This is a genomic window from Kocuria oxytropis, from assembly GCF_040981195.1.
In the GTDB taxonomy this organism is placed as follows: domain Bacteria; phylum Actinomycetota; class Actinomycetes; order Actinomycetales; family Micrococcaceae; genus Kocuria; species Kocuria oxytropis.
Map to the genome: position 1 here is coordinate 91,159 of NZ_JAVFXA010000013.1, position 26,128 is coordinate 117,286.

26 protein-coding genes are annotated in these 26,128 nt (G+C 73.6%); 14 read left to right on the plus strand and 12 right to left on the minus strand.

The window, feature by feature from the left end; genetic code table 11:
• Nucleotides 1-2 precede the first annotated feature (2 nt).
• Nucleotides 3-1,724: an ABC-F family ATP-binding cassette domain-containing protein gene (locus QYM41_RS13825; RefSeq protein ID WP_368800353.1), complete on the minus strand. Its 1,722-nt coding sequence runs from the start codon at nt 1,722-1,724 to the stop codon at nt 3-5.
• Between the two features lie 349 nt (nt 1,725-2,073).
• Here QYM41_RS13825 and QYM41_RS13830 point away from each other — a divergent pair, with 349 nt between their 5' ends.
• From QYM41_RS13830 to QYM41_RS13845, 4 genes are all read left to right on the plus strand, one after another.
• Entirely contained in the window at nt 2,074-2,346 is a 273-nt protein-coding gene (locus tag QYM41_RS13830; RefSeq protein ID WP_368800354.1) for a hypothetical protein, read from the plus strand.
• A 95-nt stretch (nt 2,347-2,441) separates the two neighbouring features.
• A complete protein-coding gene (locus tag QYM41_RS13835; RefSeq protein ID WP_368800355.1) occupies nt 2,442-3,392 on the plus strand; it encodes a LysR family transcriptional regulator in 951 nt (316 codons plus the stop codon).
• 10 nt (nt 3,393-3,402) lie between these two features.
• Entirely contained in the window at nt 3,403-4,362 is a 960-nt protein-coding gene (locus QYM41_RS13840) for an AraC family transcriptional regulator (protein ID WP_368800356.1), read from the plus strand.
• Nucleotides 4,363-4,368: 6 nt separating this feature from the next.
• Nucleotides 4,369-5,331, plus strand: coding sequence for a helix-turn-helix transcriptional regulator (locus QYM41_RS13845; protein ID WP_368800357.1), 963 nt, complete (start codon nt 4,369-4,371; stop codon nt 5,329-5,331).
• Nucleotides 5,332-5,481: 150 nt separating this feature from the next.
• Here QYM41_RS13845 and QYM41_RS13850 read toward each other — a convergent pair whose 3' ends face one another.
• The 4 genes from QYM41_RS13850 to QYM41_RS13865 form a co-directional block, all read right to left on the minus strand.
• Complete coding sequence (locus tag QYM41_RS13850; RefSeq protein WP_368800358.1) at nt 5,482-6,510, minus strand: DctP family TRAP transporter solute-binding subunit; 1,029 nt, start codon at nt 6,508-6,510, stop codon at nt 5,482-5,484.
• 105 nt (nt 6,511-6,615) lie between these two features.
• Nucleotides 6,616-7,890 (minus strand): TRAP transporter large permease, encoded by a 1,275-nt coding sequence (locus QYM41_RS13855; RefSeq protein WP_368800359.1) that lies wholly within the window; start codon nt 7,888-7,890, stop codon nt 6,616-6,618.
• On the minus strand, nt 7,887-8,441 hold the full coding sequence (locus QYM41_RS13860; RefSeq protein ID WP_368800360.1) for a TRAP transporter small permease: 555 nt from the start codon (nt 8,439-8,441) through the stop codon (nt 7,887-7,889). The genes QYM41_RS13855 and QYM41_RS13860 overlap by 4 nt, the downstream gene beginning before the upstream one ends.
• A complete protein-coding gene (locus QYM41_RS13865) occupies nt 8,425-9,582 on the minus strand; it encodes a Gfo/Idh/MocA family protein (RefSeq protein WP_368800361.1) in 1,158 nt (385 codons plus the stop codon). Before QYM41_RS13865 ends, QYM41_RS13860 begins: the two co-directional genes overlap by 17 nt.
• A gap of 90 nt (nt 9,583-9,672) precedes the next feature.
• On the opposite strand from QYM41_RS13865, the gene QYM41_RS13870 reads away from it, so the two are divergent.
• A complete protein-coding gene (locus tag QYM41_RS13870; protein ID WP_368800362.1) occupies nt 9,673-10,434 on the plus strand; it encodes an IclR family transcriptional regulator in 762 nt (253 codons plus the stop codon).
• 102 nt (nt 10,435-10,536) lie between these two features.
• Here QYM41_RS13870 and QYM41_RS13875 read toward each other — a convergent pair whose 3' ends face one another.
• Together QYM41_RS13875 and QYM41_RS13880 are read right to left on the minus strand one after the other, a co-directional pair.
• The gene (locus QYM41_RS13875) at nt 10,537-11,232 is read right to left on the minus strand and encodes an SCO1664 family protein (protein WP_368800363.1); all 696 of its coding nucleotides are present in this window, start codon (nt 11,230-11,232) and stop codon (nt 10,537-10,539) included.
• Nucleotides 11,233-11,242: 10 nt separating this feature from the next.
• Nucleotides 11,243-11,887, minus strand: coding sequence for an MSMEG_4193 family putative phosphomutase (locus QYM41_RS13880; RefSeq protein WP_368800364.1), 645 nt, complete (start codon nt 11,885-11,887; stop codon nt 11,243-11,245).
• Nucleotides 11,888-12,016: 129 nt separating this feature from the next.
• On the opposite strand from QYM41_RS13880, the gene QYM41_RS13885 reads away from it, so the two are divergent.
• Entirely contained in the window at nt 12,017-13,429 is a 1,413-nt protein-coding gene (locus QYM41_RS13885) for a sigma 54-interacting transcriptional regulator (RefSeq protein ID WP_368800365.1), read from the plus strand.
• 212 nt (nt 13,430-13,641) lie between these two features.
• Nucleotides 13,642-15,630 carry a vWA domain-containing protein gene (locus tag QYM41_RS13890; RefSeq protein ID WP_368800366.1) on the plus strand — a complete coding sequence of 663 codons (1,989 nt, stop codon included), beginning with the start codon at nt 13,642-13,644 and terminating at the stop codon, nt 15,628-15,630.
• A 197-nt stretch (nt 15,631-15,827) separates the two neighbouring features.
• On the opposite strand, the gene QYM41_RS13895 is transcribed toward QYM41_RS13890, so the two are convergent.
• The 3 genes from QYM41_RS13895 to QYM41_RS13905 form a co-directional block, all read right to left on the minus strand.
• Complete coding sequence (locus tag QYM41_RS13895; protein WP_368800367.1) at nt 15,828-16,946, minus strand: DUF808 domain-containing protein; 1,119 nt, start codon at nt 16,944-16,946, stop codon at nt 15,828-15,830.
• Nucleotides 16,947-17,129: 183 nt separating this feature from the next.
• Nucleotides 17,130-18,059 carry an ornithine cyclodeaminase family protein gene (locus tag QYM41_RS13900; RefSeq protein WP_368800368.1) on the minus strand — a complete coding sequence of 310 codons (930 nt, stop codon included), beginning with the start codon at nt 18,057-18,059 and terminating at the stop codon, nt 17,130-17,132.
• 112 nt (nt 18,060-18,171) lie between these two features.
• The gene (locus QYM41_RS13905; RefSeq protein WP_368800369.1) at nt 18,172-18,999 is read right to left on the minus strand and encodes a gamma-glutamyl-gamma-aminobutyrate hydrolase family protein; all 828 of its coding nucleotides are present in this window, start codon (nt 18,997-18,999) and stop codon (nt 18,172-18,174) included.
• A 530-nt stretch (nt 19,000-19,529) separates the two neighbouring features.
• Between QYM41_RS13905 and QYM41_RS13910 the strand changes: the two genes are divergently transcribed.
• Nucleotides 19,530-19,817, plus strand: a complete 288-nt coding sequence (locus tag QYM41_RS13910; protein WP_368800370.1) for a hypothetical protein — start codon at nt 19,530-19,532, stop codon at nt 19,815-19,817.
• Nucleotides 19,818-20,063: 246 nt separating this feature from the next.
• Nucleotides 20,064-20,369: a DUF4193 domain-containing protein gene (locus QYM41_RS13915; RefSeq protein ID WP_368800371.1), complete on the plus strand. Its 306-nt coding sequence runs from the start codon at nt 20,064-20,066 to the stop codon at nt 20,367-20,369.
• A 10-nt stretch (nt 20,370-20,379) separates the two neighbouring features.
• On the opposite strand, the gene QYM41_RS13920 is transcribed toward QYM41_RS13915, so the two are convergent.
• The gene (locus QYM41_RS13920; protein ID WP_368800372.1) at nt 20,380-21,678 is read right to left on the minus strand and encodes an AI-2E family transporter; all 1,299 of its coding nucleotides are present in this window, start codon (nt 21,676-21,678) and stop codon (nt 20,380-20,382) included.
• Nucleotides 21,679-21,891: 213 nt separating this feature from the next.
• On the opposite strand from QYM41_RS13920, the gene QYM41_RS13925 reads away from it, so the two are divergent.
• From QYM41_RS13925 to QYM41_RS13935, 3 genes are all read left to right on the plus strand, one after another.
• Nucleotides 21,892-22,095, plus strand: a complete 204-nt coding sequence (locus QYM41_RS13925) for a hypothetical protein (protein WP_368800373.1) — start codon at nt 21,892-21,894, stop codon at nt 22,093-22,095.
• A gap of 83 nt (nt 22,096-22,178) precedes the next feature.
• Complete coding sequence (locus QYM41_RS13930) at nt 22,179-22,433, plus strand: hypothetical protein (protein WP_368800374.1); 255 nt, start codon at nt 22,179-22,181, stop codon at nt 22,431-22,433.
• Nucleotides 22,434-22,627: 194 nt separating this feature from the next.
• Nucleotides 22,628-22,963, plus strand: a complete 336-nt coding sequence (locus QYM41_RS13935; protein WP_368800375.1) for a hypothetical protein — start codon at nt 22,628-22,630, stop codon at nt 22,961-22,963.
• A gap of 217 nt (nt 22,964-23,180) precedes the next feature.
• Here QYM41_RS13935 and QYM41_RS13940 read toward each other — a convergent pair whose 3' ends face one another.
• On the minus strand, nt 23,181-23,918 hold the full coding sequence (locus tag QYM41_RS13940) for an amidohydrolase family protein (protein WP_368800376.1): 738 nt from the start codon (nt 23,916-23,918) through the stop codon (nt 23,181-23,183).
• A 440-nt stretch (nt 23,919-24,358) separates the two neighbouring features.
• Here QYM41_RS13940 and QYM41_RS13945 point away from each other — a divergent pair, with 440 nt between their 5' ends.
• Both QYM41_RS13945 and QYM41_RS13950 read left to right on the plus strand, forming a co-directional pair.
• Nucleotides 24,359-25,696, plus strand: coding sequence for an MFS transporter (locus QYM41_RS13945; RefSeq protein ID WP_368800377.1), 1,338 nt, complete (start codon nt 24,359-24,361; stop codon nt 25,694-25,696).
• An 85-nt stretch (nt 25,697-25,781) separates the two neighbouring features.
• The coding region (locus QYM41_RS13950) for an aminopeptidase P family N-terminal domain-containing protein (RefSeq protein ID WP_368800378.1) at nt 25,782-26,128 on the plus strand (347 nt) is incomplete at its 3' end.

A 26,128-nucleotide genomic window follows, 5' to 3' on the forward strand; every position in this document is an offset into this window, starting at 1 on the left:
GTTCACGGACCGGGCCGCACCGGGAGCACCCGGCCCCGCCAGCGCCGCCGCGCCCACCGGTCGTGCGTGGCCAGGACCACCGTGCCCGGGTAGTCCTCCAGGGCCCGCTCGAGCTCGTCGGCCAGGGCCGGCGACAGGTGGTTGGTGGGCTCGTCCAGCAGCAGCAGCGGGGCGGGCTCCGCGACCAGGGCCGCGAGCGCGACCCTCCGGCGCTGCCCGGGGGAGAGCTCCCCGAGGGGGCGGGCGGCCTCGCCGTCCCGCAGCAGGCCCAGCTCCTCCGGCGTCGGGGCGCGGTCCGGGTCCCGCAGCCGGGAGCGGAAGGCCGCCACGGCCGGGCACGCCAGGTCCGGCCAGGAGTCGTCCTGGGCGAGGCGGGCGACGACGACGGAGCCCTGCCGCTCCACGACCCCGCCGTCGGGGCGCAGCTCCCCGGCCAGCACGGCGAGCAGCGTCGACTTCCCGGCGCCGTTCGGGCCCTCGACCAGCACCCGGTCCCCGGCGCGCAGCTCGAGGTCGGTCGGCGCCAGCCGTCCCGCGACCGACACCCCGGCCAGGCGCACCAGCGGCAGACGGGGATCGGCCGGGACGTCCGCGCCCGGGGCGAACCCCGCGAAGCGCAGGGGCCGCGGCGGGGGCCCCACCGCGGTGCGCTCGAGCTCGGCCAGGCGCCGGCGGGCCGAGCGCACCCGGCCGCCGACCGTCTTGGCCGCGCGGTCGCTGTAGAACTTCCGGGTGACCCGCCCCTCGGACTTCGGCGCGGTGGTGTGGAAGATCTCCCGGCCGGAGACCGCGGCGATCTCCTCCAGCCGCTCCCGCTCCTGGTCCTGGGCGGTGAAGCGCTCGGCCCAGCGGCGGCGGGCGAGCTCCCGCTGCGCGAGGTAGGAGCTGTAGCCGCCGGCGCAGGCCGTGCCCTGCCGGGGTGCTCCCCCGGCGGACTCGTCGGGCCCGAGGGCCGGGTCGAGGTCGACCAGGCCGGTGGCCACCTCCTCCAGGAACCAGCGGTCGTGGCTGGCCAGGAGCACCGGACCCGGCCAGCCGGCCAGCTCGGCGGCCAGGAAGCCGGCGGCGTCGTCGTCGAGGTGGTTGGTCGGCTCGTCGAGCAGCAGCGCGGTGGGCCGGGACAGCAGCAGGGCCGCGATCGCGAGCCGGCGGCGCTGGCCGCCGGAGAGCTCCCCGAGCGGCCGGCTCCTCGGCAGCCGGCCGAGGCCGAGCCCGGCCAGGACCGTCTCGACCCGGGCGTCGAGGGTCCACAGTCCCTCGCGCTCGGCGTCCCGCAGCACCGCGTCGTAGGCGTCCGCCGTGGCGGTGTCCCCGGGGGCCGCGGCGATCGCGGTGGCGAGCTCGCCCAGCCGGTGCTCCAGGGCGCGGACCTCCGCGACCGCCTGCTCCACGACCTGCCCGAGGGTGGTCGTGGCGGGCAGGCCGAGCTCCTGGCGCAGCAGCCGGGTGCGGGCGGGGCGGTGCACGGTGCCGGTGTCCGGCACGAGGAGCCCGGCGGCCACGTGCAGCAGGGTGGACTTGCCGGCGCCGTTCTCCCCGATCAGGCCGATGCGCTCACCGGCGGTGACGCTCAGCGACACATCGGTGAGGACCCGGCGGCCGGGGTGGCTGACGCCGATGCCGTCCAGGCGCAGGTGGACGCGGCGGTGCGGGGCGGCGGTCGCCGCCGAGGGACCGGTGGCGGCCGGTGACGCCGTGGAGGTGGTGGAAGCCGTGGAGGTCACGGTGGGGTCCTGTCGATGCGGGGGCGGGGCCCACCGGGCCGGTGCGGCACCGGATGCGCGGGGCCGCTGGGGCCCGGATCGACGGTGCCGGCCGCGGACGCGGGCCGGGGCATCAGGACAGGAACATGGCCACCAAGCTACGCCTGCCCCCGCCCACCGGCAAGGGCTCGGACGCCCCGCTCGGACTGTTCGGCACAGCCGAAAGGTCGTGGAGAACTCTTTGCTGGTCCTTGGCAGTGCGGACTCCCACACTGGGAAGCACGACGGCGTGGCGACACCGCAGCCCGGTTCCCGCAGGGACCGCGTGGTCGCCGCCGGGCCCTGGAGAACGATCCGAGAGGAATCTGTCATGGTCTCGATCCTGTTCGTGGGAAGCGCTGTGCTGTCCGTCCTGGCCGTCTACACGGCCATCGGACGCCTGTCGGTCCCGTGGCGAGAGCGCGTGGCGCTGCCCGAGCCGGGCCTGACGGGGTGGCTGCGCACGCTCCGGGCCGGCCTGGTGCTGCTGGGCGAGGCCGCCCCGGGCCCGCGCCGCGTCCGCCCGGCGGGCCCGCCGGACCCGGCGGCCCGCAGCACGGCGCCCGTGCCGCCGCGGGCCGCGGTCGGCCCCTCCGGTGACTGAGCGCCGCGGATGCCCCACACTGTTGCCGTGATCTGTTCTCGTGGTCCGGTCCCCGGTCCGGCCGCGCGGTGAGGAAGGCGGTTCCCGTGCTCGACGTGCGCAGACTGCAGGTGCTCCGGTCGGTCGTGGCCACGGGCTCGGTCAGCGGGGCCGCCCAGGCCCTGGGCTACACCCCGTCCTCCGTCAGCCAGCAGATCTCCCTCCTCCAGCGCGAGGTCGGCGTCCAGCTCCTGGAGCACGTGGGGCGCGGCATCCGCCCCACGGCCGCCGCGCGGCTGCTGGACCAGCACGCCGGCACGGTGTTCGAGGAGCTGAGCCGGACGGAGCAGGCCCTGGCGGACTACCGCAGCGGGCTCCGGGCCAGGCTGCGGGTGGAGTACTTCAGCACCGCGGGACGCTCCCTGGTCGTGCCCGCCGTGGCCGCCCTCACCCGGACCCACCCGGACGTCCGGGTGGAGCTGCGGCTGCAGCCCGACGGCGACCCCACCCGGCGGGTCGGGCTCGGCGAGGTGGACCTGGCCCTGACCGTGTCCGAGCTGCCGCTGCCGGCCGACGGCGTGACGTGGACCCACCTGCTCCACGACCCGTTCGACGTGGTGCTCCCCGGCGGTCACCCGCTGGCCGCGGAGCCCGAGATCGCCCTGACGGACCTGGCCGAGCTCCCCTGGGTGACCCACGAGTGGCCCCTGGGAGCGTGCAGCCGGCGGGTGCTGGAGGCGTGCTCGGCGGCGGGCTTCACCCCGCAGTACCGGGTGGAGTGCAACGACGTCGACACCGCCATGGGACTGGTGGCCGCCGGGCTGGGCATCGGCGTGATGCCCCGCCTCGGCCTCGTCCGGCCCCACCCCGACGTCGTGGTCCGGGCGCTGCAGGGCCCGGTGCCGACGCGCCGGGTCCAGGTGCTCCACGGGTCCTCCCTGCACGAGTCCGAGGCCGCCACCGCCTTCCTCACCGACCTGCGCGCCGCCGCCGGAGCCGGGGAGGCCGGCGCCCGGGGCGCGGACATCTGGGCCCCGGCTGTCGACTCCGTCCCGGCCCGGGCGTAGCCTGCGGAGCATGGACTCCCAGGTGCGCCGGTCGGTGTTCACCACCCGCGACCCCGCGGAGGGCATGGCGGTGCTCGACGACGTCTTCGCCATCCGGGGCGTGCGGCGCTCCCCGGACGGCGGCTTCGACATGCGCCTGGCCGAGACCGGCATCGGGCCCGTGGGGTACGAGCGCGTGCGGCTGAAGGGCTCCTCGTGCGCCGGACGGACGGACGGCGCCGACGTGCTGCGGGTCTGCCACGTGACGGCGGGCGTGCTGAGCGCCACCAGCGCCGGCGACCGCTTTCCCCGCACCGGGCCCTTCCTCTTCCCCCAGCGCACCTTCAGCAGCTGGTGGGACGAGCTCGAGGCGATCACCGTCTCCCTGGACCCGGCCGCGGTGCAGGACCACGCCCGGCAGCTGCTGGGGGACGAGAACTTCCGGCTGTCGTTCGCCGGGATCCGGCCCGTCTCGCCGGCGATGACCCGCTACTGGCTGGGGACGGTCTCCCACCTGGCCCGCGACCTGCTGCCGGACGACCTGGCGATGAGCAGCCCCCTGCTCCGCTCCGAGGTGGCCCGCTCCCTGGCCACCGCCCTGCTGCACGCCTTTCCGGGCTCCTTCCTCGCCCGTGACGAGGCGCCGTCCGGGCAGACCCGTGCCGTGCCGGCCGGGGTGCGGCGGGCGGTGGCCTTCATCGAGGAGCACGTGGACGCCGACATCGGCCCGGCCGAGATCGCCGCGGCCGCCGGGATGAGCGTGCGCGGGCTCCAGGCGGCCTTCCGCCGGGAGCTGGACACCACCCCCACCGCCTGCCTGCGCGCCGCCCGGCTGGACGCGGTGCACCACGACCTGCAGGCCGCCGACCCCTTCACCGGCGCCACCGTGGAGGCGATCGCCGCGCGCTGGGGCTTCGCCCACCGGGGCCGCTTCGCCGCCGCCTACCGGCAGCGGTACGGTCAGCCCCCGGCCACGACCCTGCGGAGCTGATCCGCCGTGGACCAGCACCCGGAGACGCCGATCGACCTGCACATGGCGACCACCGACCCGGAGGTCGCCAACGAGGCCCTGCAGCAGGTCTACACCAGGGCGCGGATGGGCACGATCGCCGACCCCTCGTCCTTCCTGTACCGCCAGGAGGTGCGGGGGGACGCGGAGCTCAGCCTGGGGCGGCTCACCTTCCGCGGCAGCATCGCCGGCCGGATGGTGCTCGAGGACGTCTTCTCGGTCGTCCTGCCGCGTGCCGGCGGGGTGGACTGGACGATCGACGGCCGGTCCGGCACCGGGCTCGGGGTGTTCATGCTCCAGCCGGGCCAGGAGTACTACGGCGAGGTGGACCGGCTGCTGGTCGACTCGGTCACCCTCGGCCGCACCACGATGCGGGAGACCGCCCGGACGGTCTACGGGGACGAGGACCTCGACGTGTCCTTCCACGACCCGCGCCCGCGGTCCCCCGCCCGGGAGCGGTACTGGCGGAGCACCGTCGCGTTCGCGCAGCAGGTCATGGCCGACCCCGAGGTCGCCGCCCTCCCGCTGCTGCGCGCGGACCTGCGCCGGCGGATGTCGGTGGCGACCCTGGAGGCGTTCTGCCTGGCCGGGCAGGCGGATCCCCGGCGCGCGTCGCCCGCCGCCCAGCACGCGGCCTACCGGCGCGCGGTCGAGTACCTGCACGCCGCCGCGTCGTCGCCCATCACGGTCGAGGACGTGGCCCGGCACGTGGAGCTCAGCACCGTGGAGCTCACCCGGGTCTTCCGCTCCCACGCGGGGACCACCCCGGCCGCGTACCTGCGCGAGCTGCGGCTGGTGGCCGCCCACGACGACCTGGTGCGCGCGGACCCGGCCCGGGGCGACACCGTGCGCGCCATCGCCCGGCGCTGGGGCATGGCCCACACCGGGGACTTCGCGCGCCGCCACCGGCAGGCCTACGGCGAGAACCCGGCCGCCACGCTGCGCCGCTGACCGGCACGCCGCGACCCGTCCGGCCCCGGCGCGGGGCCCGCACGCACGAGGAGCACCGTGACCGGTCCCGGACTCCGCCGCGGCCCCGGCACGGACGAGGGACGCCGGCACGGTCGTGCCGGCGCCCCTCCCCCACGGTCCCCCGGACGCTCAGCCCTGGCCGGCGGAGTCGCGGATGTCCTGGTAGAGCTCGAGCTGCTCGCCCTCGAGGTTGTTCAGGAAGTAGTCCTGGGCCCGGGTGCGGAAGGCCTCGACGTCGACGTCCTCGATGACCTCCGGGGTGCCGGCGGCCTCCCACTCGTCGAGGACCTCCTGCTCCTCGGCCTGGGCGCACTCGAGGTTGTCGGCCCGGGCGTCCCGCACGGCCTCGGTCAGCGCGGTCTGCTGCTCCCCGGACAGCCCGTTCCAGGCGTCCGCGTTCATCACGACGAGCTGCGAGCCCACCGAGTGCCGGTTGAGGCTGACGTAGTCCTGGACCTCGTCGAAGCTGTTCTGCGCCGTGAGCTGCACCGGGTTCTCCTGGCCGTCCACGGTGCCCTGCTGCAGTGCCAGGTAGATCTCCTCGAAGGCCACCGCGACCGGCTCCGCGCCGAGGGCCTCGGCGTTCTGCAGGTGCACCGGGGAGTCGGGGAAGCGGATGCGCAGGTTGTCGAGGTCCGCGGGCGTGCGGATGGGCGAGTTCGCGGAGAAGGTCCGGTCGCCGTAGTACCAGACGTCCAGGATCTTCGCCCCCGTCTCGGCCTCGAAGTCGTCCTTCATCTGCTGGGCGGCCTCGGACTCGTCGAACCAGGAGAAGAGGTGGTCCACGTCGTCGAAGGCGTAGGCCATGTCCATCACGCCGATGGGCTCGTAGGTCGCGGCCAGCCCGGAGGAGCCCTGCAGGTCCAGCGCGATGTCCCCGGACATCACGGAGGTGAAGCGGTCGGTGTCCCCGCCGAGCTGGCTGGACGGGAAGATCTCCAGCTCGAGGTCGTCGTCGGCGACGGCCTCCTGCACCAGCGTGGCCCCGCACCGGTTGTGCGGGTGCTCCTCGGGGTAGCTGTTGGCGAAGCTCAGGGTCTGGGCCCCTCCCTCGCCGCCCCCGCTCCCGGAGCCCCCGCCGGCGCAGCCGGTGAGGAGGCCGAGGGCCAGGGGCAGGCTGACGGCGGCGGCCAGGCGCTGACGGGTGATGGATCGCATGGTGTTCTCCTGTGGGTCGGTGCGGTGGGTCGGTGCGGTGGGTCGGTGTCGTGGGTCGGTGCGGTGGTGCGTGGGCGTGGGGCGCGCCCCGGTCGCCGGGGCGGGTCAGAGGCCGAGCAGGGCCGGCAGCCCGGTGACGACCGGCGGGAAGAAGGTGATGATCAGCTGCACCACGATCAGCGGGATCAGGAAGACCGCGATGCCCCGGAAGACCTCGTCGACGCTGCGGCGGGTCACCGAGCTCATGACGTAGAGGACGCTGCCCACGGGCGGGGTCAGGAGCCCGATCATGAGGTTGACGATGATGATCACCCCGAGGTGGACGGGGTCGATGCCGAACTGGGTGGCGATGGGCATGATCACCGGGACGGTGATCATGATGACCGCGGTGGCGTCGATGACCATCCCCAGCAGGATCAGCAGCACGTTGAGCAGCAGCAGGAACACGATCGGGTTGTCGGTGATGGAGATGACGAACTCGGCGACCTCCTGGGGCACCCGCTCCCGGGCCAGGATCCAGCCCAGCAGGGCGGCAGAGGCCAGGATGAGGGTGATCGACGCTGTGATCGTGGTGGCCTCGCGGATCGCTTCCACGATCGAGCGCAGGTTCAGGGTGCGGTAGACGAAGCCCAGGACCACCATGTAGGCGACCCCGACCGCCGCGGCCTCCGTGGGAGTGAACAGCCCGAGCAGGATGCCGCCGAGGATGATCACGGGTGCCCCGAGCGGGCCGATCACCCGCAGGGTCGCGGAGCCGAGCCGGGACCAGCTGAACGGGATGGTCTCCAGTGCGGTGTTGCGGCGGGTCAGGACGAAGACGGTGATGGCGAGCCCCAGGGCGATGAGGAAGGCCGGGAGCACGGCACCGGCGAACAGGGCCCCGGTGGACAGCGCGGCCACGGAGGCATAGATGACGGCCGGGATGGACGGGGGCATCACCGGGGCGATCAGGGCCGAGGCGGCGGTCAGCCCGGAGGCGAACCGGAAGGTGTAGCCGGACTTCATCATGGCGGGAACCTGGATCTTGCCCAGGGCCGCGGCGTCGGCCAGCGCGGAGCCGCTCATCCAGGAGAACCCGAGGCTGGTGGCGATGTTGACGTAGCCGAGGTTGCCGCGCACCCGGCCCAGCAGCGCCAGGGCGAAGTCGAAGATGCGGTCCGCGATCCCGGCGCGGTTGGCGATGGAGCCCAGCAGGATGAACAGGGGCACCGCCAGCAGCGGGAAGGACGCGACCCCGTTGAAGGCCTGGCGGAAGCCGAGGCCGGCGGAGTTCCCCTCGAGGAGCATGTACAGGATGCTGGGGCCCAGGAAGGCCAGGCCCACGGGCGTGCGCAGGCCGATGAGGACGATGATGAGGACGGCGAGGATCCAGATGCTCATGCGCCGGCTCCTTCCGCGATGATCGGATCGGGCTCCGCGGCGATCGCGCCCGGGGCGAAGATCGCCACGGCGGAGCGAAGGGTGAGGGTGAGCACCCCGAGAAGGGGCAGCAGGTAGATCCACAGCATGGGGATCCCCAGTGCCGGGGTCGCCTGCGAGACGGAGTCGGTGAGCAGGAACCACACCTCGTTGAGCAGCAGCAGGGAGGCCAGCAGGACCAGGACGTGGGTCAGCACGTGCAGCGCCTTCGCGGTCCGCCCGGAGGTGTACCGGTCGATCACGAGCACCGCGATGTGCAGCCCGTGGCCGTAGAGGTAGCCGGCCATCAGGAACGTCAGCCCGGCCAGGGCGTAGCGGGAGAGCTCCCCCGCCCCCACCCACGTGCCCGTGGGCAGGTAGCGCTGCACGGCCTGCATCAGGACGAAGACGAAGATCACCAGGATCAGGAGCCCGCCGACCACCTGTTCCACGTAGCCCAGCCAGCGGAAGACGCCGATCTCCCGGGCGGGCGGCGGGTCGGCCGGCGCTGCCGGCTCAGGGATCGACGACATGGTCATCCACTCCTCTTCTCGGGACGGGAGGCTTCTCAGGACGGGCGGGTTCTCGGGACGGAGTCTCGGAACGGGCGGCGGCCGGGACGGCCGCCGGAGGGTCGGTGGGCACGCGCACGGGCAGCCCGGTCCGGGCGCTCTGCGCCACGGCGTGGACCACCCGCAGCGACTGCAGGCCCTCGCGGGCGGGCACGCGCGGGGCGGCCTCCCCGCGGAGCACCTGCTCGAAGTGCTCCAGCTGCAGCTCGAGCGGGTCCTGGCGCGGCGCCGCCACCGTGGTGACGGTCGCGGGCTCGGACCACGAGGCGACCCCCGGGTGGGTCCGCAGCCGCAGGGTCGGCACGGACAGCGCTCCCCGGGTGCCGGCCACGTGGTAGCAGTCCTCGTCCGGGGACGCGGCGTAGTCGGGGTTCTCCCCGGAGGTCTGCTCCCAGGACCGGGCGGAGGCGGCGGCGTCCGAGACGATGAACGTGCCCAACGCGCCGTTCGCGAAGCTCAGCGTGAGCGCGGCGGTGTCCTCGACCGCGAGACCACGGGCGGCGCTGCCGGCGACGGCCTGGACCTGCACGATCTCCCCGCACAGCGCGCGGAGGGCGTCGACGTCGTGCACCAGGTTGATGAGCACGGGCCCTCCCCCGGGCCCGGTGCGCCAGGGCGCGGCCGCGAAGTAGTCGTCGGGCTTGCGGAAGAGCGCCGAGCCCAGCACCGCCACGGGGTCCCCGATCGCGCCGGAGGCGATGACCTCCGCGGCGCGGGTCAGCAACGGGGAGTACCGCCGGTGGTGGCCGACCAGCACGGGCACCCCGCTCGCCTCGGCGGCCGCGACGATGTCCTCGGCCGCCTCGAGGGTGTCGGCGATCGGCTTCTCCACCAGCACCGGCACCCCGGCCGCGACGGCGGCCAGCGCGCCCTCGCGATGGGCGGCGTTCGGGGTGGCCAGCACCACGCCGTCCACGTCCCCCAGCGCCTGGGCGAGATCGGCCACGAGGACCGTGTCCGGGCCCCTGGGCACCCCCGTGGGATCCGCGTAGGGGTCGACGACGCAGCGCAGCTCCAGGCGCGGGTGCGCCAGGACCCGCCGGGCGTGCTGGCGCCCGATGAGGCCCGCCCCCGCGACGGCGATGCGCAGTGTCCGCTTCATCTCTCGACTTTCACATGTTGGCAACTGTTGCTGTTATTTGAATTATGAGCATGATATAGATCACAGATCCTGTCAAGGAAGGCTCCTCTCATGACGACCGACGCGTCCGGCACCGTGGGCAAGGCCCTGGGGCTGCTCACCCTGCTCGGGGACCACCCGCACGGCGCCACCGCCGCGCAGATCGCCGAGCAGGCGCACTACCCCTTCAGCACCGTCTACCGGTTGCTGAACACCCTGGTCAGCACGGACTTCGCGACCTACGACCCGCAGGACAAGCGGTACCGGCTGGGCCTGCGCGTCTACCAGCTGGGGCAGAAGGTGGCCAGCAGCCGTGGCTTCGAGGGCGCCGCCGTGCCGATCCTCCAGCACCTCACCGCGGTCACGGGGGAGAGCTCGATCCTCGGGGTGCTGGACGGAGCGCACTTCCTGACGGTGCGCAAGGTGGACGGGCCCCAGTTCCGCACCACCACCGACCCCGGGGACCACGGGTCCCTGCACACCAGCGCCGTCGGCAAGGCGCTGCTGGCCTTCAGCGACCCGGTCACCCGGGAGCACCTGCTGGAGACGATCGAACTGGTCCCCCGCACCGCACGCTCCCTCACCGACCGGGCGGAGCTCCGGCGCCAGGTGGAGCAGATCCGCGCCCAGGGCTGGGCGGGCCAGCAGGAGGAGAACGACGTGGGGATGGCGGCCGTCGCCGTGCCGGTCCTGTCCCCGTCCCACCGGCTGATCGCCGCCGTCGCCCTGGCGGCACCCCTGTTCCGCACCGACCTGGCCGGGCTGCAGGAGTACCTCCCGCACCTGCAGCAGGCCGCCACGGACCTGGCCCTGGAGCTCCCGCTCCGGCCGTGACCGCACTAGTGGCGACCGCCCGGCCCCCGCTCCGGCGTCGGCAGGTCCGGCAGGGCCGACGGGCCCGGGACGTCCCGCGGGCCCGGCCCGCCGGGACCGGGGCTACAGCAGCGGCCAGGGGATCCGGCGCCCGGTGACGTCCACCGGCAGGACCGCCTCGTCGAGCAGCCGGCGCACCCGCCGCCGCAGCGCGGCCTCCTCCGTGGCGTCGAGGAGCTCGGCGAGCTCGGCGGGGACCTCGTCGGCCAGCGGGGCGATGTCGCGGAGCAGGTCCTCGGGGACGGGCTCGCCGGAGAAGTCCCACACCACGGTCCGCAGCTTGAACGCCGCCGCGAAGCACAGGCCGTGGTCGATCCCCCAGATCCGGCCGTCGGCCCCCCGCAGCACGTGGCCCCCCTTGCGGTCGGCGTTGTTGGCCACGAGGTCGAACAGCGCGATCCGGCGCAGGGCGTCGTGGGTGTCGGGGGCGGCGTCGTAGAGGGTGAAGTAGTGCTGGCGCGGGTCGTGCTCCACGAACCGCTGCAGGGACCCCGCGCCGAACGGGCCGTCCTGACGCAGGACGGTGGGCGGGACGATGCCCCAGCCCAAGAGCTCGCTGAGCACGTACGCGGCGCGCTCCCGCCGGTGCAGGCCGGGGCGGAAGTCGATCAGGGGGCGCTCGCCCTCCAGGGGCTTGTAGATCCCCCAGACCGTCTCCTCCTCGAGCGTGACCTCCACGAGCAGCGCGGAGTTGCTGCTCTCCCGGATCAGCCCGAGAGTCTCGATCCGGCCCTCCGTCAGGAGCACGAGCTCGCCCATCAGCGGCCGTTCACGACGCTCTCAGGCCGGCCAGCGGCTCGTCGGTGGAGTTCACCGTCAGCACCGCCGGCGCCTGTCCCGGCGCGTAGGAGATGGCCGAGACCGAGCACGGGCTGACCACGATGCGCTGGAAGAGGTCCAGGTGCGTGCCCAGGGCGTGGGCGAGCGCAGCCTTGATGGGGTCGGCGTGCGAGAAGCAGACCACCACCCCGCCCTCGTGGGCCGCCCGCACCCGGTCGACGGCCCCGACCGTGCGGGCCTGCATCTCCGGGAAGCTCTCACCGCCGGGGAAGCGGAAGGTCGAGGGCGCCCGCTGGACGGTGGACCAGGCCTTGAGCCGGGACAGCCGGGAGAGCTCCTCGCCCGTCCACTCCCCGAAGTCGCACTCGAGCAGGCCCGGCTCCACGACGGCCTCCCGGCCCGTCCGGGCCTCGGTCGGGGCGGCGGTCTCGCGCGTGCGCTCGAGCGGGGAGGTGTAGACGGCGTCCACCCGGACCCCCGCGAGCCGTTCCGCCACCCGGTCCGCCTGCGCCCGGCCGCGCTCGGACAGGTGCAGACCGGGGGCCCGCCCCGGCAGGACCTTGCCCGTGGTGGGGGTCTCCCCGTGCCGCACGAGCAGGACGAGGGTGCTCCGTGGTGCCTTGCGAGTGACCATGATGCACCAGCGTACTGGCGGGACCCCCGCCGCCACAGGGGCCTGCCGCACCTGCCGGCCGGCCCCACCGCAGGTGCCCCTGGACCCGCCTCGCGGGCACCCCCTTGACGCCGGGGTTAAGTTGGCGCTGTGACTGATCGGACCGATCACCCCGAGATCCGCACGCTCGGCGAGCTCCGCGCCGCCGGCGTCGCCCACCGGACGCTGCGCGAGGAGATCCGCGAGAACCTCCTGCGCGTCCTGGCCGAGGGCGGTGACCCCTGGCCGGGCCTGCACGGGCTCGGGCGCACCGTCCTGCCGCAGCTGGAGCGGGCCCTGCTCGCCGGCCACGACGTGGTGCTGCTGGGCGAGCGCGGCCAGGGCAAGACGCGCCTGCTGCGCACCCTCGCCGGCCTGCTCGACGAGTGGTCCCCGGCCATCGAGGGCTCCGAGCTCAACGAGCACCCGCTGGAGCCGCTGACCGAGGCGTCCCGGCGGCGGATCCTGCTCGAGGGCGACGAGCTGCCGGTGGTCTGGCGGCACCGCTCGGAGCGCTACGTCGAGAAGCTCGCCACCCCGGACACGTCCGTGGCGGACCTCATCGGGGACGTGGACCCGATGCGCGTGGCCGAGGGCCGCCGGCTCGGGGACCCCGAGACCATCCACTACGGCCTGGTGCCGCGCGCGCACCGCGGCATCGTGGCGATCAACGAGCTGCCCGACCTCGCCGAGCGCATCCAGGTGGCCATGCTCAACGTCATGGAGGAGCGGGACATCCAGATCCGCGGGTACGTGCTGCGGCTGCCGCTGGACGTGCTCGTGGTGGCCACGGCCAACCCGGAGGACTACACCAACCGCGGCCGGATCATCACCCCGCTCAAGGACCGCTTCGGCGCGGAGATCCGCACGCACTACCCGCTCGAGCTGGAGGACGAGATCGCCGTCATCCGCCAGGAGGCGGAGCTGGTCGCCGAGGTCCCGGACACGGTCCTCGAGACCCTGGCCCGGTTCACCCGCCTGCTGCGGGACTCCTCCGCGGTGGACCAGCGCTCGGGGGTCTCGGCGCGGTTCGCCATCGCGGGCGCGGAGACGGTCGCGGCGGCGGCCCTGCGGCGGGCCACGATCCGCGGCGAGGACGAGGCCGTGGCGCGGATGGTGGACATGGAGACCGCCACGGACGTCCTGGCCGGCAAGATCGAGTTCGAGTCCGGCGAGGAGGGCCGCGAGCGCGCGATCCTCGACCACCTGCTCCGCCGGGCGACCGCCGAGACCGTGCGGGGCCGGTTCCGCGGCCTCGACCTCGGACCGGTCGTGGAGGCCTTCGACGGCAGCACCACGGTGTCCACCGGGGACGACGTCTCGGCCCGGGACTTCCTCGCCGGGCTCCCCGCGCTGCGCGCGGACGACGACGGCGCCGCGAGCGCCTACGACGAGATCGCCGCGCGCCTCGGGGCCAGCACCCCGGGACAGCGCGCCAGTGCCATCGAGCTGGCCCTCGAGGGCCTCTTCCTGGCCCAGAAGATCTCCAAGGACGCCGACGAGGGCGGCACCGTCTACGGCTGACGCATCCACCCGCACCCGGGCACGGCACCGCGACACCGCGGCGCCGTGGCACCGTGGCACCGCGGCACCGACCACAGGAGGCACTGACCGCACCGCGCCGGCCGCCCGGCACGGACCCGGCCGGGACAGCGGGACCCAGAAGACCCACGGGACACCGAAGACCCACGGACCACCGACGACACACGGGACACCGAAGACACAGAGGGGGCGTCATGCCCGCACACCACCGGTCCTCGAGATACGGCCGGTACACCGGAGGACCCGATCCGCTGGCCCCGCCGGTGGACCTCTCCGAGGCGCTCGAGGCCGTCTCGGAGGACGTCATGGCGGGGTACTCCCCGGAGGAGGCCCTGCGGGAGTTCCTCCGGCGCGGCGGCCGCGGCCGGGACGGCCTGGACGACCTCTCCCGGCGCGTGCAGCAGCGGCGCCGGGAGCTGCTGAAGCACCACCGCCTGGGCGGCACGCTCGAGGAGGCGAAGGAGCTGCTCGAGAAGGCGCTGCGGCTGGAGCGCGAGCAGTTCCTGCGGGACGCCCGGATGGACCCGATGGACCGCTCCTTCCGGGAGATGCAGCTCGACGGCCTGCCGAGCTCCACGGCCGCCGCCGTGAGCGAGCTCGCGTCCTACGACTGGCAGTCGGACTCCGCGCGGGAGGCCTACGAGCAGATCAAGGACCTCCTCGGCCGCGAGATGCTGGACCAGCGCTTCGCCGGGATGAAGCAGGCCCTGGAGAACGCCACGGACGCCGACCGGGAGGCCGTGGCGCAGATGCTGCGGGACCTCAACGAGCTGCTCGAGAAGCACGCGCGCGGCGAGGACACCGACGAGGACTTCCAGGACTTCATGGCCGAGCACGGGGAGCACTTCCCCGAGAACCCGCAGTCGGTCGAGGAGCTGATCGACGCCATGGCCCGGCGCGCCGCCGCGGCCCAGCGGATGCTGAACTCCATGTCCGCCGAGCAGCGGCAGGAGCTGATGCAGCTCTCCGCCCAGGCGTTCGGCTCCCCGGAGCTCATGGACCAGCTGGGCCGCCTCGACGCGAACCTGCAGGGCCTGCGCCCCGGGGAGGACTGGGGCGGGTCGGAGGACTTCGGCGGTCAGGACGGGCTGGGACTGGGCGACGGCACGGGCGTGCTGCAGGACATCGCCGAGCTCGACACGCTGGCGGAGCAGCTGGCGCAGCACCACCGCGGCGCCAACCTGGACGACATGGACCTGGACGCGCTCGCCCGCCAGCTGGGCGCCGACGCCGCGGTCTCGGCCCGGACCCTCGCCGAGCTGGAGCGGGCGATGCGGGACAGCGGCTACCTGCAGCGCGGCACGGACGGCGACCTGCGGCTCTCCCCGCGGGCCGTGCGGCGGATCGGCAAGGCGTTGCTGCGGGACGCCGCGCAGAACCTGTCCTCGCGGACCGGTCAGCGCGACACCCGCCTCGCGGGGGCGGCCGGCGAGCCCTCCGGCGCCACGCGCGAGTGGCAGTTCGGGGACGCGGAGCCCTGGGACACCACCCGCACCATCACCAACGCGATCCGGCGCACGGCCGCCGAGGGCGGCGACGCCCGCCGGGGGCTGCGCCTCGACGTCCGCGACGTCGAGGTGGCCGAGACCGAGGCGCGCACGCAGGCCGCCGTCGTCCTGCTCGTGGACACCTCGTTCTCCATGGCCGCCGAGGGCCGCTGGGTGCCCATGAAGCGCACGGCGCTCGCGCTCCACCACCTCGTCTCCACCCGGTTCCGGGGGGACCAGCTGCAGATCGTCGCCTTCGGCCGCTACGCCCGCGCGCTGCCGGTCGACGAGCTCACGGCGCTGCCGCCGGTGCGGGAGCAGGGCACCAACCTGCACCACGGGCTGCTGCTCGCCACGCGGTTCTTCCGCAAGCACCCGTCGATGCAGCCGGTCCTGCTCGTGGTCACCGACGGGGAGCCCACGGCGCACCTGATGCCCGACGGCGCGAGCTGGTTCTCCTGGCCCACGGAGCCGGAGACCCTGCGCGCCACGGTCGAGGAGCTCGACCGGCTGGGACGCATGGGCACCCAGGCGACGTTCTTCCGGCTCGGCGACGACCCCGGCCTGGAGCGGTTCCTGCGGCGGATGGCGGAGCGGGTCGACGGGCGCGTGGTGGCCCCCGACCCGGGGGACCTGGGCGCCGCCGTCCTGGACGAGTACCTCAGCTCCCGGTCCGGGGACCCCGAGGACCTCTGACGGGCGCGCGCCGCCCGGAGGCGCGCGGCCCCCGAGCGGCGTGCGCCCGGCTGCGGTCCGGGGATCCCGGGTCGGTGTCCCGGATCCGGGGTCCCGCGGTCACGGCCCGGCCGTCAGCGCCGGGTGTTCAGGGCCGGGTGTCCAAGACAGGGCGGTCAAGACCCGGCGTTCGGGGCCGGGTGTTCAGGGCCGGGCGTTCAGCGGGCGGCGGAGGAGCCCCCGTCGGCCGGCGGGGTGGGACCCGACGGGTCGGGCCCGGCGCTGCCGCCCTCCCCGTCGGCGTCCGCCGCCGGAGGACCGGCCGGGGAGGCCGCGGCCGAGTGCTTCCCGTGGTGCTCGTCCTGCGCCTCGTGGGCGCCGTGGGCGGCGTGCTCGGCCTCGTGCTCGCCCTTGCCGAAGGGCAGCAGCTCCCAGATCAGCACCAGCACGGCGCCCCAGGCGAGGCCCAGGACCGCGGAGAAGAAGGTGTTCGTGAGCCAGGCGAGCGCCGCGCCGAGGCCGCCGGGGACGGCGTCGTGCACGAGGGTCTCGACGTGGTGGACGGCCTCGTAGGGGGCGTGCCAGCCGAGTTCGTCGAGGCCGACGAGGATGATGTGCCCGCCCACCCAGAGCATGGCGGCGGTGCCCACCACCGAGATGACCGTGAGCAGCCCGGGCATGCCCTTGACCAGGCCGTGGCCGATCTTCTGCGCGGTCGGCGAGGGCCGCTCGGCCAGGTGCAGCCCGAGGTCGTCCATGCGGATGATCAGGGCCACCACGCCGTAGACCAGGACGGTGATGCCGACGGCCACGACCACCAGGATGGCCGCCCGCGAGAGCAGCGGTTCGCCCGCCACCTCGTTGAGGGAGATGACCATGATCTCGGCCGAGAGGATCAGGTCGGTGCGCACCGCGCCCCCGACCATCGTGTCCTCCGCGCTCTTGCCCTTCTCGACCACCGGGGTCTTGGTCTCGGCCCCGTGGCCCGAGAGCTTGGCCCAGATCTTCTCGGCGCCCTCGAAGCACAGGTAGCTGCCGCCGAGCATGAGGATCGGGGTCAGCAGCCACGGCGCGAACTGGCTCAGCAGCAGGATGACCGGGAGGATGAAGATCAGCTTGTTGCGGAAGGAGCCCTTGGTGATCCGCCAGATGATGGGCAGCTCGCGCGCCGGGGACACGTCCTGGACGTACTGGGGGGTCACGGCGGTGTCGTCGACGACGACACCGGCGGCCTTCATGCTCGCCCGGCCCGCGGCCGCGCCGATGTCGTCCACGGAGGCGGCGGTGACGCGGGCCAGGGCGGCGACGTCGTCCAGGAGGGCGATCAGACCGCTCATCGGAGGACCTCCGGCACGGTCTCGGCGGGGGCGGTCGGTGCCGCGGTGATGGTCAGCATGTTGACAGAGTAGAGCGTCGGGCGCCCGGATGCCCCCGTGCCGGCCGAACCCGTGCCGGAGCCCTCGGGGGTCGTGGCCCGAGCCGGCCGGAGCCCGGTCCGGGCCAGGCCGCGGACGGGCCCCTCAGACCCCCGGGTCCACGACCCCGACGGCCACGGCCAGGTCCTGCCAGGACATGCCCACGCCCTTGAAGACGTTGGGGACGTCGTCGCGACGGGCCACCGCCCCGGTGACCACGTCCCGCAGCGGCACCAGGGCCTCCGCGGCGAGCGCGCCCTCCGCGACGGCCAGGACCACGTCGCCGGCCTCCCGCAGCGCGGTGGCCACGTCCTCGACCACCACCTGGGACCGGCCCACGAGGCCGGCCTCCAGCTCGCGCCGGCCGGCCTCGTGCGAGCCCATGGCCACCACGCAGGCGCCGGCGCGGACCAGGGATCCGTCGAAGAGCGGATCGGCCGCGGAGGTCGCGCACACCACGATGTCGGCCCGGGCGACGTCGCCCGCCGTGCCGGCCACGAGCTCGGGGCCCGTGCCGGAGAGCTCCCCGAGGACCGCACGGACCCTCTCGGGGCGGCGTCCCACCACCGTGACGCGGCGGAGGTCCCGGATCCCGGCGAACGCCCGGACGTGGCCGAGGGTCTGCGGGCCGGTGCCGAAGACCACCAGGTGCTCCGCGCCGGGCGGCGCCAGGGCGTCGGCGGCCACGGCCGAGACGGCCGGGGTGCGCAGGGACGTGAGGGCGGAGCCCTCCAGCAGGGCCCGGACGGTCAGCGTCGCGGTGTCCATCAGGACGTGGACCGCCTGGATCCGGGGCAGACCCCGCGCCGGGTTGTCCGGGGCCACGGAGGCGACCTTGACGCCGGTCCACGCCGAGATCGTCGAGGGCATCAGCAGCAGGTGCCCCGACCCGGCCGGCGTGCTGGTCCGGGCCGGGTCCTCCGCGGGATCGAAGCCCCCGGCCAGGACCGCCTCGATCAGCCGCCGCGCGCGCTCGGGCGGGACCCGCTGCACGATCTGCGCGGCGGTGTACCAGGGCGGCCCGGCGTCGTTCACGGGCGGACCCCCGCGGTGCTCGGGAGCAGGGCCGGCAGCGGCTGCCGGCCCTGCTCCCTCCGTCCGCGCCGCGACGGACAGCACCGCGGCACGGACGGACGCCGGGGCCCGCTCACGCGGCCAGCAGGGACGCCGCCGGGGCGCGGTCCCGGGCGGAGCCGGCGTGCTCCACGAAGGCCGCGAACAGCCGGCGCCGATCCGCCCCCGGGGCGTGGGAGTCCTCCGGGTGCCACTGCACCCCCACGGTCCAGCGGCGCTCGCGGTGCTCCACCGCCTCGACCATCCCGTCCTCGGCCACCGCGGTCACCCGCAGGCCGGGCGCCACGACACCCACCGCCTGGTGGTGGCCGGACCGGACGGCGAGCCGCCCGGCGCCGAGGACGCCCGCCAGCAGGCTCCCGGGCGCCACGGTGACCTCCTCCTCCACGCACACCGGGTGCCCTGGCTCGCCCCGGTGCCGGTGCCAGGTGTCGAGGTGCGGGACGAGGGTCCCCCCGCACGAGAGGTTGAGCAGCTGGGCGCCCCGGCCGACGGCCAGCAGCGGGACGTCGCGCTCCAGGCTCCGGCCGATGAGCTCCAGGGTGTAGCGGTCGGACCGGGGGTCGACCCCGTACGTGTCGGGCACGGGGCCCTCCACGCCGTAGAGCGACGCGTCGACGTCGCCGCCCCCGAGCACCAGCACCCCGTCCGCCCCGGCGGTCACGGCGGGATCGGGCAGCTCCCGGGCGCTGGTGTCCACCAGGACCGGGCGGGCGCCGGAGTCGACCAGCGTCTGCAGGGCGGTGCGGACGTGGCGGCGCATGAGGTCCCGGGTGTGCGGGGCCAGACCGGGGAAGTTCAGGGAGACGACGACGGCCACGGTGGGTGCTGCGGCCCGCAGGGACCACAGCCCGACGGGGGTCACCTCGTGCTCATGAAGACGAACAGTCCGGCGGTTCATGGGGATCAACTCCTGTTCGATCGTGGGGTCTTCGTGCTGGGTGGAAGGGTGCTCCTGCTCGCCCTGGCACCTGCGGCACATGTCTCCGCCGGAGGTGATGGAGATCACTCTGCCCCAGGACGGAAGGCCCCGTCCGCCGCTTCCGGGAAGAAGATCGGGGAATATTCGCGGACGCCGAAAAACGGCTCGGGCGCCTGCGGAGGGCCGACCGCGCACCGGGTCCTCCCCCGGTGCGGCGGCACGGTCGCCGGGGGCCGACCGCCGTCACACGCGGTGACGATGCTTCCGCGGCCGTCGGTAGCGGGCCTATCCTGGGGGATCGGCGCCGGGCCCTCCGGTCCGGCGATGCGCCCCGCCCCCGGGCCGCCGTCCGTCACCACGCACAGGAAGAAGTCATCATCGCCTCCACCGCCGGGGCTCTGGCCGTCGAGCTGCACCCCCACTCCCCCACCTGCTGGACCGCCACCTACTACCCCCTGAACGAGACGCCCGCGGGGCGCTGGGCCGAGGTCACCTGGCCCCTCCACCGGGTGCTGCTGCCCCTCGCCCCCACCCTTCCGGAGGGAGCGCGGTGGCTCGAGGCGCGCAGCGCCGACGCCGGCCACCCCTGCTACGCCCGTCACGGGGCCTGGGCGGACCGGCTGGCCGCGGGCTGGGCCGCGGCGACGGCCACGTACCGTGCCGCGGCCGCCGACGCGCCGCTGTCCCTCCACGACGCGCTGCGGCGCGGGGACGTCACGACGATCGTGCCCGCCGGACAGCTCTCGGAGTGGATGCTCCACGACCTCGAGGACGAGATCACGGACGTCCGCGGCTGAGCCCGGCCGGACGCCGGGGTTCCCGCCACGGCTCCCGGCGGGGTCGGCACCACCGTGGCCCGCGCGACGGCGTCGCGGCCCGGCAGCACGCGAATCCCTGCCCGGTCCGGGCCGTCCCCGGCGCACCGTGGGGCCCGGCACGGCGCCCGCGTACCGGACCCTCATCTCGGCGGGGTACACTCTGGTCCTTCCGTGCAGAACCACCCCTGCACCGCAACGCCCCGTTCCAGGAGGACGCACCACATCATGGCCACCGATTACGACGCTCCGCGCACCCGGCCCGAGGACGAGCCGGCCAACGAGTCCCTGGAGGCGATCCAGGTCCAGCGCAGCGCCACCACCCAGACCGCGGTCATCGACGCCGAGGACTTCGACACCGCCGAGGGCATCGACCTGCCCGGCGCGGACCTCTCCCACGAAGAGCTCACCGTGGCCGTGGTCCCGGAGCAGGCCGACGAGTTCACCTGCGGCTCCTGCTTCCTGGTCCGCCACCGCTCCCAGCTCGCCCGGCAGAAGAACGGGACCAGCTTCTGCACCGACTGCGAGGGCTGAGCCCGCCGGATCACCCGGGATCCCGCTCCCCGTCCTCGGCGCCGTCCGGCCGGCGCTCCTCCGCCCGGGCCCGGTGGAAGCGCTCGAGCTGTCCCAGGAGCTGCTCCCGGGTCAGCTCGTGCCGCCGGGCGTACCGGCGGATCTCCCACGGGTACCAGAAGGGCTCCCACGCGATCCGCTCGTCCGTCCGCCACGACCCGGTGACGAGGTAGCGGACCACGGTGTTGGCGAACGCCATCACCGGCACCGCGAAGAGGGCCCCGGCGATGCCGTAGAGGACCGAGCCGGTCACCACGGACAGGAACACCGCCAGAGGGTGCAGGGACACGGCCCTGCCCAGGATCAGCGGCTGGAGCACGTTGCCCTCGAGCTGCTGGACGAGGACCACCACGCCCAGCATCAGCAGCGCGTTCGTCGTGCCGTTGGCCACCAGTGCCACCAGCACCGCCACCGCCCCGGTGGCCACCGCCCCGACGATGGGGACGAAGGAGCCCAGGAACACCAGGATCCCGATCGGCAGGGCCAGGGGGACCCCGAGCAGGGCCGCGCCCGTCCCGATGCCCACCGCGTCGAGGGCGGCCACCAGTCCCTGGGCCCGGGCGTACTGGACCAGCGCCGTCCATCCGTGCCGGCCGGCCCCGTTGACCGCCCGGCGCACCGGCACCGGGAAGAGCCGGACCAGGAACAGCCAGATCCGCTCCCCGTCCATGAGGAAGAACAGCAGCGTGAACAGCAGGACCACGATCCCCGTCAGCAGATGACCGGCCGTGGCCCCGAAGGACATCGCCCCGTCCAGGATCGCCCGGCTGTTGGCCTCGACCGTGGCCCCGGCGTTGCCGATCATGTCGTCGAGGCGCTCCGCGCCCAGGCTCAGGGGGCTGTCCCGCAGCCGGTCCAGCAGCTGCCGGGCACCGGCCACCACGCTGCCGGAGAGCTGGGCGAACCCCAGGACGATCTGCTGCCCGGCCAGCACGAGCAGCCCGACGACCACGCCGACCAGGCCCAGCACCGTGAGCCCGGCGGCCGCCCCCGCCGGCACCCGGTGGCTGCGGGCCCAGTGCACCACCGGGAAGAGCAGACCGGCCAGCAGCGCGGCGATGAGCACGGGGACGACGACCACCGTGATCGTGGACAGCAGGTACCCGGCCAGTCCGATGGCGGCGGCCACGACCAGCAGCCGCCAGGACCATGCCGCGGCCACCCGCACCGCCACCGGCACTCCCGCGGCGGCATTCTCCTGTGCCGGCGGCGGGCCGTCGTCCGGGTCCCGGCCGGCGGGCCGTTCGGCGTCGTGTGCTGTCGAAGCCATGCTCGGATCCTGACACGATCGCCCCCGAGTGCGCCGGAAGGACGCCGTTCCGGCGCCGCGCGAGGACGGGCGCGGCCCCGGCGCACGGACCGCCGTGGATCGTCCCCATCGACCCGCCGTCGCGTCCACCGCCCATCCACCCGGCGCTCACCGGACGGTCATGAACAGCCCTCATCCTGGGAGCACATCACGACCTGGAAGGGGTGGGGCTCCATGGCCGACACCGCACCGTTCATCGACGACCTCACAACCGTGCACGTCGGACACCGGCTGGAGGCGTGGTCCGGCGGCGTGCTGCACCACCTCGGGCTCGTGGAGGAGAAGCTGCCCGAGCTGGGCGTGCTGTGGATCCGCGAGGCCGGCACCGGCCTGCGCAAGATGCTCGACACGGGGAGCTTCGACCTGCGCCTGCACTGACCCTGCCCCGCCGCCGCAGGAACTCGCACCGGGACCGTCCGGACCGAGCACCCCAGTTCCCCGTTCTCGCACAAGGACACGTCATGACCGCATCCACCACCGTCGACCAGCACCGGGCCCAGGATCCCGGCCGTTTCCGGCGCTCCTGCCTGGGACCCGAGGAGGGCTTCCCCGACGAGCTGGGAGCGCTGAGCACGGTCGAGCTGCAGGTGCTGCACTCACGGCTGTGCCGGCAGCTGGACCGCGAGTACCTCAGGGCACCGGACGGGCCCCACCCCTGCACCGCCGACCGGCTCCAGGACGTCCTCGGCGAGCTCGACGCCCGCGATCACGCCTGACCCGCCGGCACCTCGAACACCCCCGCCCGCTGAGGGCTGCACCGATCGGCGCCGGCCGGGGCCACCGCCCCTGCTCTGACGGAGCACACGGACCGGAGGGATTCCTGGCGCCTTCCCGGCGGCAGCTTCTTCCGAGCACCGGAGTCGTGGACTATGAATGAAAGGACACGGAAGCACCCCCCAGGAGGACACCAGTGACCAAGGACGACGACTCCCATCCCATCACCTCGGTGATCAACACCGACGAGCTGATGCGGCAGCTCGCCCAGCGGGAGGCCGATCACCAGCGGCGGATCCAGGCCTGGACCGCCGAGCAGGTGCAGGAGCTGACGCGACCGGCGGAGCTGCTCGAGATCGCACTGCACCACACCGACGTGGACGTGGCGGTGGCCGCGATCGGCAACGACCATCTGGGGGCCGACGGCCGGCGTCGTGTGGCGGGCAGCGCCGACGACGCCCGGGTGAGGGCTGCCGCGCGGGCCGAGGCGGCCCGCCGGGGTGAGGACCGGGACGGGCGGGATCACCACTGACCTCTCCGGGGAAGCGCCGTCATGCCGATTCGTCCCCGTCGCCGGTCGTCGAGGGGGACACGGGCTTTTTGTCTGCCGCTCCGAGGCCGGTGGACGGAGGAGAAATCCCGTCATGGTCCTGCGCACGCCGGCGCTGTCCGGCCCGCCTGCGGACGGCGCCCTCCGATCGGAACCTGCCGTCATCGCTCGGCACCGGAGGTGCGGTGGCGGTGATGGGTCACCTGTTGAGGTAGAAGGCTTCAGCATTGGAGCGCAGCACCGCATCGGCATGCTCGCCCGCGGCGTCGACGACGAGGTCGAGGTCGGCGTCCTCGAACGGCCGGCGCGCCCGGGTGGAGGGCAGGTCGGTGCCGACCATGAGCGCGGCCGGATTGACGTCGAGGACGGCGCGGACGGCGGTTGCCGGGTCGAGGTCGATGCGGCCGAACCCGGTGGCCTTGACCATGGCTCCGCGCTCCACCAGCGCCAGCAGGTGAGGGAGCCCGTCGGCGTGCAGGCCGAGGTGGTCGATGCTGACCGCAGGGAGCGCCGCGAGGATGTCGGCAAGCTCGGGCAGGTCGCGGGCATCGACGTAGAGCTCGGTGTGCATCCGCGCGATCTCGTGGGCGCGGCGTGCAAGGCGGTCGAGGTGCTCCGCACCGGCTGATCCGCCGCGCCGCAGGTTGAACCGGACCGCCCGGACTCCCCTGCGGCCCAGCTCCGCGATCTCTTCGTCGGAGGTGTCGTGGGGGATCTGCGTGACGCCGACGTAGCCGGGACCCAGCTGGGCCAGGGCGTTCAGCAGGTAGCTCTGGTCGAACCGCTGGAAGGAGCCGGAGACGACAGCCCCGCCGGTCACGCGCAGATGCTCCGTCCGGGCCCGGTAGTCCTCCACGGTGAACTCGTCGGGCAGGTAGCCGTTGTTCCGCCAGAGCGGAAATCGGGTGTCGATGATGTGGAAGTGGGCATCGAACACTGCATGAGGCTCAGACATGAGGGGTGCCCTTCGTCGATGGGGACTGCCGCAAGAGTAGATGACGATGAGCTGGCACAGACCGACAGCCGGCCTCGCTCAAGGCCATGCCCTGCCCCCCCCTCTGATGCGCCCGAGGACCGTGTGCCCTCAGCCGTGTTCCCCCACGTGGCTGCCCGCATGATCGGCGTGGACTACGCCGTGCGCGATGCGCCGAGGGGCGAGATACTCCTCAGCGCACAAGGGGTCCGCCAATTGTTGCAGGGACTGCAATTTTGTTGTAGCAAGCAGGTTCTGCTCGCCGACACCGCTCGAAGGGGCCATCCCGGCATAAAGAGGAAAACAGTCTGGATTCCTAGGCACCGTTGACACGGTTGTGTGACCGAGCTTACTTTAGTGCAACCACGTTGCGGCTCATGCAACACCTCACCCTTGGGGGATCTATGACGCACGAAGCTGGTACGGAAGTGCCGCCCACCCACAAGAACTCCTCCGCCACTGTGGACGCAGTGACTGCCTCCACACGACGCCGGGTCATCTCGGCCAGTTTTATCGGCAACTTCGTCGAGTGGTTCGACTACGCCATCTACGGGTACCTGGCCGCCACCATCGCGGTGGTCTTCTTCCCCGAGTCCGATCCACAGACGGCGCTGCTGGCGACCTTCGCCTTGTTCGCCATCTCGTTCTTCGTCCGGCCCTTGGGCGGCTTCGTCTGGGGGCACCTGGGCGACAAGCTCGGCCGGCGCACGGCACTGTCCCTGTCGATTCTGATCATGTCGGTGGCCACGTTCTGCATCGCCCTGATCCCGGGCTACGCCACCATCGGCATCTTCGCACCGGTGCTCCTGCTGGTGGTGCGCATCGTGCAGGGCTTCTCCGCGGCCGGCGAATACGCCGGGGCCTCGGCCTTCCTCGTGGAATACGCCCCCGCCAACCGGCGCGGACTCTACGCGGCAGTCGTGCCGGCCTCCACCGCCGCCGGCCTGCTCTTCGGGTCCCTGTTCGTCGCCGGCCTCACCGCGGCGCTCTCCGATGACCAGCTGAACACCTGGGGTTGGCGGATCCCGTTCCTACTGGCCGCACCGATGGGCCTGATCGGGCGCTACATCCGCACCAAGCTCGAAGACACCCCGGTCTTCCAGGAACTGGCCCAGGAGGACGAGGTCATCCAGGCCCCGGTGCGTGACATGTTCCGCAACCACTGGGCCACCCTGCTGCGCGCCTGTGGGGCCGTGCTGCTCAACGCCGTGGGCTTCTACATCCTGCTCAGCTACATGCCGACCTACCTCTCCGAAGAGGTCGGCTTCGGCAAGACCGAGTCCTTCCTCGCGACCTCCTTCGCCCTGCTGTCCTACATCGGGTTCATCTTCCTCACCGGTCTGGCCTCTGACCGGTTCGGGCGCAAGAAGATGCTCATGACCGCCTCCGTGAGCTTCATCCTCCTCACGGTGCCGCTGTTCATGCTCCTGGACGCCGGGTCCTTCCTCATCGTGCTGCTCGTCCAGATCGTCCTCGGCGCCATGCTGACCCTCAACGACGGCACCCTGCCCAGCTTCCTCGCCGAGCAGTTCCCCACCCGCATCCGCTACAGCGGCTTCGCCGTGAGCTTCAACCTGTCCAACGCCCTCTTCGGCGGCACCGCGCCCTTCATGGCCACCCTGCTGATCTCCGTCTTCGCCACCAACCTCGCCCCGGCCTGGTACCTCATGGCCGCCGCGGCGATCTCCTTCGTCGCCGTCGCTCTCTCCCGCGAGACGTGCAACAAGCCCCTGGCACGCTGAAACTCCTCCACTTTCCTTCTGCCGGTGGCGCCCACCGGCGCCGCCCCACCAACCGTCTCAACAGCCGCTCCACGAAAGGACCACCATGACCACCTCGCCCCTCACCGTCCCCCACGCCACCTCCGTGACCGAGCTGGAGCGGCTGAAGACCCTGCACAACGGGCAGAAGGAGCAGCTGACCTTCTCCGACGCCGAGTTCGAGCGCCGCCTGGCCGGGCTGCGGAAGATCATGGCCGCCAAGGACCTCGACGCCGTCGTGCTGACCAGCTACCACGGCATCAAGTACTACTCGGACTTCCTCTACACCACGTTCGGGCGCAACTACGCCCTGGTCGTCACCGCCGAGGACTCCGTCACCGTGACCGCGAACATCGACGCCGGCATGCCGTGGCGCACCAGCTACGGCGACAACATCGTCTACACCGACTGGCG